At 72.0% G+C, this 13,927-nt stretch carries 10 protein-coding genes; 5 read left to right on the forward strand and 5 right to left on the reverse strand.

All coding sequences use genetic code 11. The features are described 5' to 3' along the window. Positions 1–63 precede the first annotated feature (63 nt). From ACTWM8_RS30255 to ACTWM8_RS30275, 5 genes are all read right to left on the reverse strand, one after another. The gene (locus ACTWM8_RS30255) at positions 64–2,142 is read right to left on the reverse strand and encodes a hypothetical protein (RefSeq protein ID WP_446211901.1); all 2,079 of its coding nucleotides are present in this window, start codon (positions 2,140–2,142) and stop codon (positions 64–66) included. Between the two features lie 65 nt (positions 2,143–2,207). Beyond that, positions 2,208–2,381, reverse strand: coding sequence for a hypothetical protein (locus tag ACTWM8_RS30260; protein ID WP_446211902.1), 174 nt, complete (start codon positions 2,379–2,381; stop codon positions 2,208–2,210). 258 nt (positions 2,382–2,639) lie between these two features. Continuing rightward, complete coding sequence (locus ACTWM8_RS30265; protein WP_446211903.1) at positions 2,640–4,751, reverse strand: choice-of-anchor D domain-containing protein; 2,112 nt, start codon at positions 4,749–4,751, stop codon at positions 2,640–2,642. A 167-nt stretch (positions 4,752–4,918) separates the two neighbouring features. Continuing rightward, positions 4,919–6,997, reverse strand: a complete 2,079-nt coding sequence (locus ACTWM8_RS30270; RefSeq protein WP_446211904.1) for a hypothetical protein — start codon at positions 6,995–6,997, stop codon at positions 4,919–4,921. Positions 6,998–7,145: 148 nt separating this feature from the next. Next, on the reverse strand, positions 7,146–8,522 hold the full coding sequence (locus ACTWM8_RS30275; RefSeq protein ID WP_446211905.1) for a hypothetical protein: 1,377 nt from the start codon (positions 8,520–8,522) through the stop codon (positions 7,146–7,148). Between the two features lie 233 nt (positions 8,523–8,755). Between ACTWM8_RS30275 and ACTWM8_RS30280 the strand changes: the two genes are divergently transcribed. The 5 genes from ACTWM8_RS30280 to ACTWM8_RS30300 all read left to right on the forward strand — a co-directional run bounded on the left by ACTWM8_RS30280 (position 8,756) and on the right by ACTWM8_RS30300 (position 13,873). Next, entirely contained in the window at positions 8,756–9,169 is a 414-nt protein-coding gene (locus tag ACTWM8_RS30280; RefSeq protein ID WP_446211906.1) for a hypothetical protein, read from the forward strand. Between the two features lies 1 nt (position 9,170). Then, positions 9,171–10,811 (forward strand): sodium/solute symporter, encoded by a 1,641-nt coding sequence (locus ACTWM8_RS30285; protein ID WP_446211907.1) that lies wholly within the window; start codon positions 9,171–9,173, stop codon positions 10,809–10,811. Positions 10,812–10,920: 109 nt separating this feature from the next. Further along, complete coding sequence (locus ACTWM8_RS30290; RefSeq protein ID WP_446211908.1) at positions 10,921–11,685, forward strand: ABC transporter ATP-binding protein; 765 nt, start codon at positions 10,921–10,923, stop codon at positions 11,683–11,685. Further along, on the forward strand, positions 11,670–13,358 hold the full coding sequence (locus ACTWM8_RS30295) for an ABC transporter permease (protein ID WP_446211909.1): 1,689 nt from the start codon (positions 11,670–11,672) through the stop codon (positions 13,356–13,358). The genes ACTWM8_RS30290 and ACTWM8_RS30295 overlap by 16 nt, the downstream gene beginning before the upstream one ends. Continuing rightward, a complete protein-coding gene (locus tag ACTWM8_RS30300) occupies positions 13,358–13,873 on the forward strand; it encodes an SRPBCC family protein (protein ID WP_446211910.1) in 516 nt (171 codons plus the stop codon). The genes ACTWM8_RS30295 and ACTWM8_RS30300 overlap by 1 nt, the downstream gene beginning before the upstream one ends. Positions 13,874–13,927 lie beyond the last annotated feature (54 nt).

Below are 13,927 nucleotides of genomic sequence, written 5' to 3' on the forward strand. Positions count from 1 at the left end.
TGTTCGGCGGATACGCGGAAGGGCGCCCCGGCCACCGCCGGGACGCCCTTCACCCGACGAACGTCAGCCGGGTACGCCGGTGCCGCGTACGGCGAGCGGCTGCCGGCCGGCCAGCGCGGTGGTGCTCGCGGTGCCCGAGTAGAGGTAGAACCGCCCGACCACGTCGGCGACCAGGTTGACGCTGCCGGTGAGGTTGTGGACGTTGAACGCGTCCAGTGGGCCGATCCCGCCCAGCACCGCGTTGGAGACGACCTGCCCGGCGGCCGGGTTGAGGTTGCTCGCACCCGGCTTGGTCAGGTCGGTGTCGGCCGGCCAGACGGTGATGACGGTGTCCTTCGTCGGGGCCACGGCGGTCACGTTCATCGCCAGCGCCTCGGTCGTCGGGGTGACCACCGCCGACGGCGCGGTGATCTTCCGGGTCTCACCGGCGCCGAGCGCGCCGCTGGTGCCGAGACCGCTGCGGCTGTCCGCGATCCGGGTCGGGCTGAGCGGGGTGAACCGCAGCCCGTCCGGCAGCGAGCCGTTGTCGACGACCCCGACGAGGTCCACCACCATGTTGGTCGCCTGGGACGTGTAGATGGAGAATTTCGGCACCGCGTACGGGAGATCGTTGCAGTCGGTGCACTGGCCGGTCCGCACGATCGCCAGGTTGGGCACCACCTTGCCGGCCGCGTAGTTGACCGTGGAGGTCGTCAGCGCCGGGCCGTCGCCGGACGAGGTGCTGAGGTAGCCCGACTTCGCCGGCTGGACCGCGGTGATGTTGAGGACCAGCGCCCTGACGTGCGGGCTGGCCGGGCCGAAGTCGACGTAGCTGTCGATGCTCGATCCCGCCACCAGGCCCGTGGGGCGGGTGTCGATGAGCCGGGTCGGCTCGACCGGGTGGTACTGGCCGCCCCAGCCGAGACTGCTCTTCACCGTGTCGCTGGCGGCGTAGAAGCCGACCACATCCACCACCACGTGGGTGGAGCCGGCCCGGTTGTAGATCATGATCTTCCCGTCCGGGCCGAGCTTCACCGTGACGTTGTTCGAGCCGAGCCAGCCGGCCGGGAAGTTGATCGACGACGCGGTGGGAGTCGACTCGGTGGACGGGTAGAGCGTGAGGAAGCTGTTGGCGGTCGGGCCGGTGACGGTCACGTTCAGCACCACCGAGCCGACACCACTGGCCGGCACGCCGCCCCGCCCGGCGACCTGCAACTCCGTCGCCTGGTCGGCGCCGATCGGCCCCCGACCCGTGCGGGTGTCCAGCAGCCGCTGCGGCGCCAGCGGGTAGTACATGCCGATCACCGTGTCGTACGCGGTGAACTTCAGCGGCACCACCCGCTTGCCGTACGCGCTGTTGTCCGCCAGTTCGAGGTTGGCGGTGTAGTCGCCCCAGCGCAGCGCCTTCGGCGCCACGACCACCCGGCAGAAGTTGCCCGGCGTCACCGTCCTGCCGGAGCAGCCGTTGCCGACAATGGAGAACGACGACGCATTCGCCCCGGAGATGCGGGCCACGTCGAAGGTGCCGGGCAGGGTGCCCTTGACGAGGAAGGTGGCCGCCGCGCTCGGCGTCGTGCCGTCGATCGCCACCCGGCCGAAGTCGACCGGCGCGGGCGAGGAGACCACGCCGACGTAGTCGAGGCTGGAGTTCCACCGCAGCTCACCGGTGACCGCCCCGGCGTTCGGCGAGCAGTGGAACTCGTACGCCCCGGCGAAGGCGGTCGCCGCGCCGGTCCCCGCGTCGTACGCGATCTCGCGGACGGTCAGGCTGCCGTACGAGTAGGCGCCGTTGCAGCCGGTCGAGTCCGAGGACATGTCCAGGCCGGCGTGCGTGGCGTCGCTGGAACCGGAGGTCTGGTAGGTCTGGCCGGCGGTGAGCGACTGGCCGACCGGAGGCGTGATCCACATGGCGATGGTGGAGCCGCCCGGCAGGCCGCTCACCCCCATGCTCAGGCCGCCGGTGGCGTACGCCCGGCCGGTGACGGTGGAGTTGGTGCCGTCGTACACGCCGGACTGCTTGACCGGCTTGCCGTAGGCGTCGCCCACGTCGACGGTGAGGACCGTGTACGGCGCGGTCGGCGCGGCGAGCGCCACCCCCGGCAGCACGGCGGTGGCACAGGCCCCGACGACGAGCGCGCCGAGGAGACTGCGGATTCTGCGCATGAAGACCCCGTGGAAGAGAAGGAATGGAGAGGGGTGCCCCGGCCGGAGCCCGGGCACGCCCCGCGTCACGGCCAGTAGAACCGGCCCACCACGTCCATGACGACGTCCGTGGTGCCCGCGTTGTTGCGTACGTTGAATCGCTTGTTCGGCCCCAGTTCGGCGAGCACCGCCGCGGGCAGCGCGGTGATTGCGCACGCCCCGGCGCTCGTCGCGCCGACGAGGGCACGAATTTTGCGCATGAAGACCCCGTAAAGAAAAAGGAGGGGAAGGCCCGGCCAGCGTAAGGCGACGGTCGATGGCCGGCAACCCCGTTCGGAAGGGCGAACGGGGCACTGCCGGCGTACCGGGCCAGCGCCCGAACCCGCCGGAAGCGGGGAAGGGCGCCCCGGCCGATGGTCGGGGCGCCCTTCGGTGGTGCGGGTGCTCAGCCCCCACAGGAAGAACGGAGAATGCGGTGCGGGTGCCCCGAACCTGCCGGGGCACCCGCGCCCGGGGAGTCAGCCGCGTCGCGTGACGCGCTGCGCCGAGTCGACCACCTCGGGCCGCTCGGTGGCAGTTGCCCGGGTCAGCGTCGCCGCGCTGGCGGTACCCGGGTAGAGCCAGAAGGTACCCACCACGTCGGCCACGAGCTGGGTGGTGCCGGAGAGGTTGTGCACGTTGAACGCGTCCTGCGGACCGATGACCCCGAGCACCGCGTTGGACACGGTCTGCCCGGCGGCGGGGTTGAGGTTACTGGCCGACGGCTTGCTCATGCCGTAGTCAGCCGGCCAGACGGTGATCACCGTGTTGTTGGTCGGCGACACGGCGGTGACGTTCATCGCCAGCGCCTCGGTCGCATCGGTGACCAGGTTGGCCGGGGCGGTGACCTTACGGACGGAGCCGGGACCCATGGCACCGGCGATGCCCTGGTTGATCCGGCTGTCCACGATCCGGGTCGGGGCCAGCGGCGTGAACCGCAGCCCGTCGGGGGCCGTGCCGTCGTCCATCACGCCCACCAGGTCGATGACGATGTTCGAGGTCTGCGAGGTGTAGACCGCGAACCACGGCAGGTAGTAGCCCTTGCTGCTGTTCCACTCCTGGCGAACCTTGACCACGGCCAGGTTCGGCACCACCTTGCCGGCGCCGTAGTTCACCGTCGAGGACTTCGGCACGTCACCCACGCCGTCCCAGGCGGTGAGGAAACCGGCCTTCTTCGGCGAGACGGCCGTGATGTTGAGAACCAGCGCCTGCACGTGCGGGCTGAAGTCCCTGCCGAAGTCGACCGGGCCGTCGGTGTAGTAGCCGCCCGGCAGGGCACCCCCGTCGGTACGGCTGTCCCAGAGGCGGGAGGGCTTGAACCATTGGTACTGGCTGCCCCAGCCGCGGCTGGAGATGGAGTTGTTGCCGGCGTAGAAGCCGACCACGTCCACCACCACGTCAGTGGAGCCGGCATGGTTGTAGACCGACACCTTGCCGCCCGAGCCCAGCTTCACGGTCACGTTGTTCGAGCCGAGCCAGTACTTCGGGAAGTTGATCGACGATCCGGTGGGCCGGCTCTGCCCGGCCGGATAGAGGGTGAGGAAGCTGGCGGCGGTCGGACCGGTGACGGTCACGTTCAGCACCACCGAGCTGACCCCGCTGCTCGGCACCCCGCCACGGCCGGCGACCTGCAGGTCGACCTTCTTGCCGGCGCCGATCCGGGCCTTCGGTGCACCCAGGCCGGTTCGGGTGTCCATGAGGCGGGCCGGGGAGATCGGGTAGTACATGCCGGTGACGCCCCGGAAGGCCTCCACGGAGAGCTGCACCCGGCGGGTGCCGGTGGAGCTGTCGTCGGCGAGCAGCAGGCTGCCCGTCTGGACGCCCTCCTTGACCGGGTGGGTTACCACGGAGACGGTGCAGGTCTGGCCCGGGGCGAGCGTCTGGCCCGTGCAGCTGGAGCTGGTGACGCTGAACGAGTCGGGGGTAGGGCCACCGATGCTGGCGGCACCGAAGGTGATCGGCTTGCTGCCGATCGACGTGAAGGTGACCGTCTTGGCCGCGCTGCCCACCGCCAACTCCTGGAACCCGAACGAGACGGGGTTGGGCGAGCCGTGGGCGACCACGTAGTCCACCGAGGAGTCCCAGCGCAGCTCGCCGCTGATCACGCCGCTGTTGGTGCCGCCGGGGCAGCTGTAGTCGTACGACGCGGCGAACTTCTCGACCAGGTTGGTCTCGGCGTTGCGGACGACCTCCCGCACCGTGATCGAGCCAGTGGTGTTTCCGCAGCCCCGGCCGTCGGAGGCGAGGCTCAGGCCGGCGGACGTGTCGTCGGCGAGCTCGCCGGTGCGGTACGTCTGCCCCTCGACCCACTTCTGCCCGGTGGGCGGCTCGGTCCGGAGGTTGACGTAGGAGCTCTGCTGGTACGCGTAGACCGAGATCCGGTCCAGCGCGTCCGGGGTCAGGGAGAGAGTCGAGTTGCCGGTGTCGTAGACGCCCGAGTGGTCGATCGGGTAGCCGCCGGTCTGGTCGCCCACATCGACGGTGAGGACCTTGAATGGCGCGGTGGGCGCGGCGAGCGCCACCCCCGGCAGCACGGTGAGCGCGCAGGCCCCGGCGACGAACGCGCCGAGAATGCTGCGGATTTTCCGCATGGATACCCCGTGGAGGAAGAAAGTGAGGGATTGGCGGAGACAGCCTAGGAGCGTCGATGGTTTGCGGCAACCCCGTCACCAGCGTCTTCGTCCACGGTCGACCCCGGTAACCGGAAAGGGCGCCCCGGACGGACCGGGACGCCCTCGCCGGGTCGGCACGGATTCGGCTACCCCGCCGGGCCCGCGCGGAACACGCTGAAGGTCCCGCCGCTACCCATCGTGTAGGGGTAGAGGTCGAACCGACCCACCACGTCGGTCACCAGGTGGGTGGTACCGGCGAGGTTGTGCGCGTGGAACGCGTCGGACGGGCCGATCCCGCTGATCGCCGCGTTGGACACGGTCTGCCCCGCGGCCGGGTTGAGGTTGCTGGCGGTCGGCTTGGTCAGGCCGGCGCCGGCCGGCCACACCGTGAGCACGGTGGCGTTCGTCGGAGTCACGGCGGTGACGTTCATGGCCAGCGCCTGCGTGGCGTCCGTGACCAGGGCCGGCGGCGCGGTCACCGTGCGGGTCACGTTCGGGCCGAGGGCGCCGCTGGTGCCCAGCCCGCCGCGGCTGTCCACGATCCGGGTCGGGCTGGTCGGGCTGAAGCGCAGGCCGTTGGGGGTGAGCGAATGGTCCATCACCCCGACCAGGTCCACCACCACGTGCGCCTTCTGCGAGCTGAACAGGGAGAACGTGTTCACGCCGTAGGTGGTGCCGCAGTCGCACTGGTAGTTCGACTGCACCACCGCCAGGTTCGGCACCACCTTGCCCGCGCCGTAGTTGACCGTCGACGCCGACGGGACGTCGCCCAACCCGGACCACGCGGTGAGGAAGCCGCTCTTCTCCGGGGCCACCGCGGTGATGTTCAGGACCAGGGCGCCGGCCCGCCCGCTCAGCTCGGGCCCGAAGTCCACGAAGAACCGGCGCACCGCGCCCGCGGGGATGGCCGTGCCGGTGGTGCGGGTGTCGACGAGCCGGGTCGGCTTGACCGGGTGGAACTGCCCACCGAGCCCCTTGGTCTGCCGGACGCTGTTGCTGCCGGCGTAGAAGCCGACCACGTCCACCACCACGTGGGTGGAGCCGGCCCGGTTGTAGACCTTGACCTTGCCGTTCGCGCCCAGCTTCACCGTGACGTTGTTCGAGCCCAACCAGCCCTTGGCGAAGTTGACGGAGGAGGCTGTGGGGCGGGCCTCGCCCGAGGGGTAGACGGTCACGAAGCCGTCGGCGGTCGGCCCGGTGACGGTCACGTTCAGGACGACCGCGCTGACACCCTCGGCGGGCACGTCGGCCCGGCCCGCGACCTGGAGGTCCACCTCGCCGCCGGGACCGATCGGGGCCTGCGGCAGGTTCGGGACGCCGTACCGGGTGTCCATGATCCGGCCCGGGTTCACCGGGTAGTAGGTGCCGACGACGCTGTGCTCGGCCTGCACGGTCACCGGCACGCGGCGCTCGCCGTAGCTGCTGCCGTCGGCCAGGAAGAGAACCGCCTCATGGGTGCCGGCCCTGGTCGGCACCGCCCTGATCCGGACGTCACAGATGTCGCCGACGACGAGAGTGCGGCCCGAGCAGGTGTTCTCGACGATCTCGAAGGCGGCCGCGCCGGTTCCGGCGAGGGAGGCGGCCCCGAAGGTGACCGGCACGGTGCCCTGCGGTGCGAAGGAGGCGCTCGACCTCGCCGTGGCCCCGAGCACCATCTCGTCGAAGTCGACACGGGACGTGTGGTCCAGCGCCGAGTAGCCGAGGTCGGAGTTCCAGCGGATCTCGCCGTCGATGACGCCCCGGTCGCCGTCGCAGTGGAACGCGTACGCGGCGGCGAACGCGGTCATCCGCCGGGTCGCCGCGTCCCGTTCCACCTGCTTGACGGTGACCTCACCGGAGCCGGCGCAGGTCTGCCCGCTGCCGTCCAGGCTCAGCGTGGCGCCGGTCCCGCCGGCACTGGTGGCGGCGTACGTGCGCCCCACCTGCCAGCTCTCGCCGGCCGGCGGTGCGGTGCGGACGGCGTTCCAGACATGGTCGGTCTCGTCCCGCCAGTGGGCACCCAGGGTGAACGCGTCCCCGTCGCCGAGCTGAGCCTCCATCGCGGAACCGTCGCCGCCGTCCCAGGCGCCGGTGAACAGGTCGGTGCTGAGCCGCTGGTGGTCGTTCAGGTCGATGACGAGAACGGTGTACGGCGCGGCCGGGGCGGCGAGCGCCACTCCCGGCAGGCCGGTCAACGCACATGCCGCGGCGATGGTCATGCCGAGCAGAGCGCGGATTTCGCGCATGAAGACCCCGTGAGTAAGAAAAGAAGATTGGTCGGCCCAGACTAGGAGCGTCGATGGACGACGGCAACCCCGTGACACCGCCACAGGCCCGCGTACGAGAAGGGGCGCCCCGGCCGTCGGCCGGGGCGCCCTTCGGTGGTGCGGGTGCTCAGCGGTGGGAGGCGCCCACGAACTGAGGCTGGCTCTTGCCGGCGTCACCGGAGAGCGTGGCCGCCGGAGCGGCCGGGTAGTAGAACGTGCCGACCATGTCGGCCACCAGGTGGGTGGTGCCGGAGAGGTTGTGCACGTTGAACGCGCCGTTCGGCTCGACGATGCCCAGCACGGCGTTGGACACAACCTGGTTGGCGTACGGGTTCAGGTTGCTGGTGCTCGGCTTCGGGATCTCCGGGATGTCGGCCGGCCACACGGTGATGACCGTGTTGTTGGTCGGCTTCACCGCGGTCACGTTCATGACCGCCACGCCGGTGTCCGGGGTGACCAGCGTGCCCGGAACGGTGACGCGACGGACGCTACCGGGACCCATGGCGCCGGCGATGCCCAGGCCGGTGCGGCTGTCCACGATCCGGGTCGGGCTCATCGGCGCGAAGCGCATGCCCCACTCCGAGAAGCCGTCGTCGACCGCGCCGACCACGTCGACCAGGACGTGCGCCGAGGCCGAGGTGAAGATCTTGAACTTCCGCGAGCCCGGGGTGCACCAGCCGAACTGCTCGGTGCCGGTGCACGGGGTGGTCTGGATGAACGCGGTGTTCGGCACGTTGCGGCCGGCGCCGTAGTTCACCGTGGACGCGGTCGGCTTGCCGGTGGCACCCGACCACGCGGTGAGGAAGCCGGCGCTCGCCGGCGCCACCGCGGTGAGGTTGGTGACGAGGGTCCGCATGTGCGGGTTGCGCTCCGGCCCGAAGTCCAGCGCGTACTCGAGGGTGGTGCCGGCCGTCGGCTTGCCCTCGGGGTCCTCGCGGGTGTCGAACGCCCGCTCGGGTGCGTACCACTCGTACTGACCACCGTTGCGGTTGGTCATCGAGTTGTCCTTGGCGTAGTAGCCGACCACGTCGACCACCACGTCGGTGGAGCCGTTGCGGTTGTAGACGGAGACCTTGCCGCCCGTACCGAGCTTCACGGTGACGTTGTTGGAGCCCAGCCAGCCCTTGGCGAAGTTGACCGACGAGGCGTCGGGCCGGGTCTCGCCCGCCGGGTAGGCGGTGACGAAGCTGTCCATCGTCGGACCGGTGATGGTCACGTTCAGCACGACGGCGCCGGCGCCGGCGGCCGGTACGCCACCCCGGCCGGCGACCTGGAGGTCGACCTTGGCCAGCGGGCCGATCTTCGCCTTCGGCGCGCCGAGGCCCTCGCGGGTGTCCATCAGACGGGCCGGGGAGACCTCGTAGTAGGCCCCGGTCGTGTCGGCGAGATCCGCCATCGCCTGCTGCGGCGCGGCGGCGGGAGCCGCGGATGCCGTACCCGGCACCACGGCCAGTGCACATGCCCCGGCGAGAGTCGCGCCGAGCAGAGTGCGGAATTTGCGCATAGAAACCCCGTGGAGGAAGAGGAAACAGGGAATTGCTGCCCCAGCGTAGGGGGCGGGGTCAATACCGGCAAGGACATAACTCGCCACAACACAAGGGGTGAACGCGCGGGGACTTAATGCCGTCTTAATGTTCAACTCGTGGGTTGTCCACAGGGGTGAAGCGTTCTCCACAGGTTGTCCACAACCCCGGTGGACACCCTTGACATCCGCGCTGAGCAGGCGAGACTGCCCAGGTGACCGCTGCCGACGATCCGGTACCGGCCCCTCGGGAGCCACAGCCACCCGGGCGGGCGCGCATCGTGCTGGCAGAGGTGTCCCGCCGGGACAGCCGGGCCGAACGCACCCGCGTCGAACTCGCCCAGCAGACCCGGGTCGGTGAGGCGCTGGTCAGGGGCCTGGTCCGGGCGCAGCTGGCGCTCGCGCTGCGGATGAGCCTGGTCGTGCTGATCGGGCTCGGCGGCCTGCCCTGGCTGTTCGCGATCGCGCCGGCCGTCGGCCGGGTCACCGTCTTCGGCGTCAACCTGCCCTGGCTGCTGCTCGGGCTCGCCTCGTTCCCGCTCCTGATCGCGGTGGGCTGGGCGTACGTGCGGCTGGCCGAACGCAACGAGCAGGACTTCACCGACCTGGTCCAGCGGCCGGAGCGCTGAGATGGGCAACGGCTACGTCGTCCCGGCCATCGTGGCGGTCACCCTGGTCACCCTCGGCATCGGCTTCTACGGGCTGCGACTGGCCCGTACCACCTCCGACTTCCTGGTCGCCTCCCGCGCGGTGAGTCCGACCTGGAACGCCGCCGCGATCGGCGGGGAATACCTCTCCGCCGCCAGCTTCCTCGGCGTGGCCGGGCTGATCCTCAAGTACGGCGTGGACGTGCTCTGGTACCCGGTCGGCTTCGCCGCCGGCTACCTCGCCCTGCTGCTCTTCGTGGCCGCGCCGCTGCGCCGCTCCGGCGCGTTCACCCTGCCCGACTTCTGCGAACTGCGGCTCGGCTCGCGCCGGTTGCGCACCCTGGCCACCGTCTTCGTGATCTTCATCGGCTGGCTCTACCTGGTGCCACAGTTGCAGGGCGCCGGGCTGACCCTGGCCACGGTCGCCGGCTCGCCGTACCCGGTGGGGGCGCTGCTGGTCGCCGTCGTGGTGACCGCGAACGTGGCGTTCGGCGGGATGCGGGCGATCACCTTCGTCCAGGCCTTCCAGTACTGGTTGAAGCTGACCGCGCTGGCCGTACCCGCGATCTTCCTGGCGTTGCAGTGGCAGGCCGACGCCCGGCCCGCGGTGACCCCGCCCGACGGGCCGGCGTTCCGGACCGCGACCACCGTCGTGGTCGAGCACCGCGCGGCGCTCACCTTCGCCGACGGCACGATCCGGGAGGTACGCCCCGGCGACCGCCTCGACTTCGCCGCCGGCGACCCGGTGCCCGAGGTGTCCGGAGTGGCGACCGACGCGGCCGACTGGCTGCTGCCGGACACCGCCGGGGACGACGACCGGGGCCTCTTCGCCACGTACTCGCTGATCCTGGCCACGTTCCTCGGCACCATGGGGTTGCCGCACGTGCTGGTCCGCTTCTACACCAACCCTGACGGCGCGGCGGCCCGGCGCACCACGCTGGTGGTGCTCGCCCTGGTCGGCGTCTTCTACCTGCTGCCCACCATCTACGGCGTGCTCGGCCGGATCTACACGCCGCAACTGCTGGTCACCGGGCAGACCGACGCGGTGGTGGTGCTGCTGCCCGGGGCCGCGCTCGGCGACGGGGCCACCGGCCGGCTGCTCGCCGCGCTGGTCGCGGCGGGCGCGTTCGCGGCCTTCCTCTCCACCTCGTCGGGGCTGCTCACCAGCGTCGCCGGGGTGATCTCCACCGACGTGCTCGGGCGCGGCTCCGTACGCGGCTTCCGGCTGGCCACGGTGATCGCCGGCGGGGTGCCGGCGGTGCTCGCGCTCAACGTCTCCGGGCTGGACGTCTCCCAGGTGGTCGGGCTGGCCTTCGCGGTCGCCGCGTCCAGCTTCTGCCCGCTGCTGGTGCTCGGCATCTGGTGGCGCGGGCTGACCGATCTGGGCGCGGCGGCCGGGGTGCTGGTCGGCGGCGGGGCGGCCGTGGCGGCGGTCCTGGTCACCGTGCTCGGGCCACCGCTGTCCGGCTGGCCGGCCACGCTCATCGCGCAGCCGGCCGCCTGGACGGTGCCGCTCGCCTTCACCGTGATGGTCGCCGTCTCGATGGCGACCCGCCGGCGGGCCCCGGCCGACGTCGGGGCCACCATGCTCCGGCTGCACGCGCCCGAGGCGCTACGGCTGTGACCCCGTCGGTGGCGATGGTGCGGGGTGGGGGCGGGTACGTCCCGGGGAGGACACGGGATCATCCTGCGGCCGGAGCTTCGGCTGGTCCGGCCCGGATACGGTCGGACGCATGACTGGTGGGCACCCCGCGCTCGCGCTGCGCGGCCTGGCGAAGCAGTTCGACGGCAAGGTCGCGGTGGCGGGCGTCGACCTGGCCGTTCCGGCCGGCTCCTTCTACGGGCTGCTCGGCCCGAACGGCGCCGGCAAGACCACCACGCTGTCGATGGCGGTCGGGCTGCTGCGCCCCGACCACGGCCGGGCCTGGGTGCTCGGGCACGACGTGTGGGCCGACCCGGTGGCCGCGAAGCGGCTGCTCGGCGTCATGCCGGACGGCGTACGGCTCTTCGACCGGCTCACCGGGGCGGAGCTGCTGGCGTACCACGGTCTGTTGCGTGGGATGGACCCGGCGGTGGTCGACCAGCGGGCCGCCGAACTGCTGGACGTGCTGGCGCTCACCGACGCCGGCCGGACCCTGGTGGTCGACTACTCGGCCGGCATGAAGAAGAAGATCGGCCTGGCCTGTGCACTGCTGCACGGCCCCCGGCTGCTGGTGCTGGACGAACCGTTCGAGGCGGTCGACCCGGTCTCCGCCGCGCTGATCCGCGACATCCTCCAGCGGTACGTCTCCGGCGGCGGCACGGTGGTCTTCTCCAGCCACGTCATGGAGGTCGTCGAGCGGCTCTGCTCGCACGTGGCGATCCTCGCCGAGGGCACCATCAAGCGGGTCGGCACCCTGGACGAGGTGCGCGGGGACCGGTCCCTGGAGGAGGTCTTCGTCGAGGTGGTCGGCGGCCGTACCGCGACCGGTGAGGAACTGTCGTGGCTGTCACGGTGACCGTCCCGGCCGAACCGGTCCGGCGGGTCTCCGCCCGGCATTTCGTCCGGCTCAAGCTGCGGGTGATGGGCAACAACTTCCGGGGCCAGGGCTGGCGGATCGCGATGTTCGTGATCGGCGCCCTGGTCGGCCTCTGGTTCGCCGCCGGCGCTTTCCTGGCGCTGGCCGCGCCGGGCTTCGCCGACGAGCCGCGGTACGCGCTGATGACCGCCGCGTTCGGCGGTGGGCTGCTGGTGCTCGGCTGGCTGCTGCTGCCACTGGTCTTCTTCGGCGTGGACGAGACCCTGGACCCGGCCCGCTTCGCGCTGCTGCCGCTGCCCCGCCGCACCCTGGTCGCCGGGCTGTTCGCGGCGGCGCTGGTCAGCGTCCCGGTGCTCGTGGTGCTGCTCGCCGTCTCCGGGCTGGTGGTCACCGCCGCCGCGCTGGGCGGCTGGGCGGCCGGGCTGGTCGCGGCCGTCGGGGTGGTCGCCGGGCTGCTGCTCTGCGTCGCCGCCAGCCGCGCGGTGACCAGCGCGTTCGCCACCATGCTGCGGTCCCGCCGGGTACGCGACCTGGCCGCCGTGCTGCTCGCGGTGGTCGCCGCCCTGCTCGGGCCGTTGCAGATCGCGGTGCTGGCGGCGGTGCGGGAGGCCGACTGGGACCGGCTGACCGGGGTGGCCGAGGCGGTGGGCTGGACCCCGTTCGGCGCGCCCTGGACGGTCGGCGTGGACGTGGCCGAGGGGCGGGCCTGGGCCGTACCGGTGAAGTTGCTGATCACGGCGGTGACCATCGGCCTGCTGCTGCTGTGGTGGTCGCGGTCGCTGGAGTCGGCGATGGTCGGCGCGGTCAGCGCCGCTCCGGCCAAGGGCCGGCGCGGGCCGGCGGGCGGGGCCGTCGCGCAACTCTTCCCCCGGGCGCTGGCCTGGACGCGCCGGGACCGGTTCGGCGCGCTGGTCGCGCGGGAGGCGCGCTACTGGTGGCGGGACGCCCGGCGCCGGGCCAACCTGATCACCATCGCGGTGGTCGGGGTCTTCGTGCCGGTGATGGTGAACCTCGGCGGCCCGCAGTTCGCCGCCGAGGACGGCCCGGACCTCACCGCCGGCAACTCGTCGCCGGTCCTGCTCAGCCTGTCGATGCTCTTCGTCGGGGTGCTCGCCTCGGTCACCCTGGCCAACCAGTTCGGCTTCGACGGCAGCGCGTACGCGGCGAACGTGGTGGCCGGGGTGCCCGGTCGGCTGGAGTTGCGCGCCCGGATGACGGCCTTCTCGGTGTACGTGGTGCCGATGCTGGGCGTCGTGTCGGTGGTGATCGCGCTGGTGGTGGGCGAGCCCGGCTGGATCGGGGTTGCCGGGGGCGCGCTGCTCGCCGCGTACGGTGCCGGGTTGGCGATCAACGGGTTCGTGTCGGTGCTCGGGGCGTACTCGCTGCCGGAGACGAGCAACCCGTTCGCGATGAACACCGGGGCGGGGGTGGCGAAGAGCTTCCTCACCCTGCTGTCCATGGTCGCCTCGGCGGCCGCCGCGGTACCGATGGTGGTGGCCGCGGCGCTGCTCGGGGACGCCTGGCTCTGGCTGGCCCTGCCCCTCGGCGCGGCGTACGGGCTGGGGGCGGCGCTGCTCGGCTCGTACCTGGCCGGGGACGTGCTGGACCGGCGGATGCCGGAGCTGCTGGCCACCGTCACCCCGCGCCGCTGATGCCGGTCGTCGAGGCGGTGGCGACCGTCCCGGTCCCGCCCGAGCTGGCCTTCGCGGTGTCGCAGACCACCGCGCCGGTGCGCTACCGATGGGACCCGTTCGTCCGGGAGCAGCACTTCACCGACGGGGCGACCCGCCCCGGCAAGGGGGTGCGGACCTTCACCCGCTCCCGGCACGGCCTGGTCATGGTCAGCGAGTACGTCTCGTTCGCGCCGCCGAGGAACGTCGGCATGAAGATGGTGCGCGGCCCGTGGTTCTTCGAGATGTTCGCCGGCGGCTGGCGGTTCGCGCCCGCCCCGGAGCCCGGCCACACCGTCGCCACCTGGCGGTACAGCTTCCGCTGCCGGCCGGCGTTCCTGCGGCCGGTCGCCGACCGCGTCGGCGTCTGGCTGCTCACCCGGGACATCCGCCGCCGGATCGCCGGCTACGCCGCCGGCTGCGCGGACCCTGAGGTGCTGGCCGCCGCCCGCCGCCCGCTGGCCGCCGACGATCCGGCCGACGGGGGTACGACCTGAGCCGCCCCCGCCTCGGCCGGGCCACCGGGTGCGGCATGTCGCGGGGTCCGGCCT

The sequence above is a fragment of the Micromonospora sp. IBSANI012 genome (assembly GCF_052814045.1).

Excerpts from the sequence above, each read along its gene's own strand:
- ACTWM8_RS30260 (WP_446211902.1), bottom strand. The coding sequence starts at position 2,381 with ATGCGCAAAATTCGTGCCCTCGTCGGCGCGACGAGCGCCGGGGCGTGC.
- ACTWM8_RS30265 (WP_446211903.1), bottom strand. The coding sequence starts at position 4,751 with ATGCGGAAAATCCGCAGCATTCTCGGCGCGTTCGTCGCCGGGGCCTGC.
- ACTWM8_RS30300 (WP_446211910.1), top strand. The coding sequence starts at position 13,358 with ATGCCGGTCGTCGAGGCGGTGGCGACCGTCCCGGTCCCGCCCGAGCTG.
- ACTWM8_RS30270 (WP_446211904.1), bottom strand. The coding sequence starts at position 6,997 with ATGCGCGAAATCCGCGCTCTGCTCGGCATGACCATCGCCGCGGCATGT.
- ACTWM8_RS30285 (WP_446211907.1), top strand. The coding sequence starts at position 9,171 with ATGGGCAACGGCTACGTCGTCCCGGCCATCGTGGCGGTCACCCTGGTC.
- ACTWM8_RS30275 (WP_446211905.1), bottom strand. The coding sequence starts at position 8,522 with ATGCGCAAATTCCGCACTCTGCTCGGCGCGACTCTCGCCGGGGCATGT.
- ACTWM8_RS30290 (WP_446211908.1), top strand. The coding sequence starts at position 10,921 with ATGACTGGTGGGCACCCCGCGCTCGCGCTGCGCGGCCTGGCGAAGCAG.
- ACTWM8_RS30255 (WP_446211901.1), bottom strand. The coding sequence starts at position 2,142 with ATGCGCAGAATCCGCAGTCTCCTCGGCGCGCTCGTCGTCGGGGCCTGT.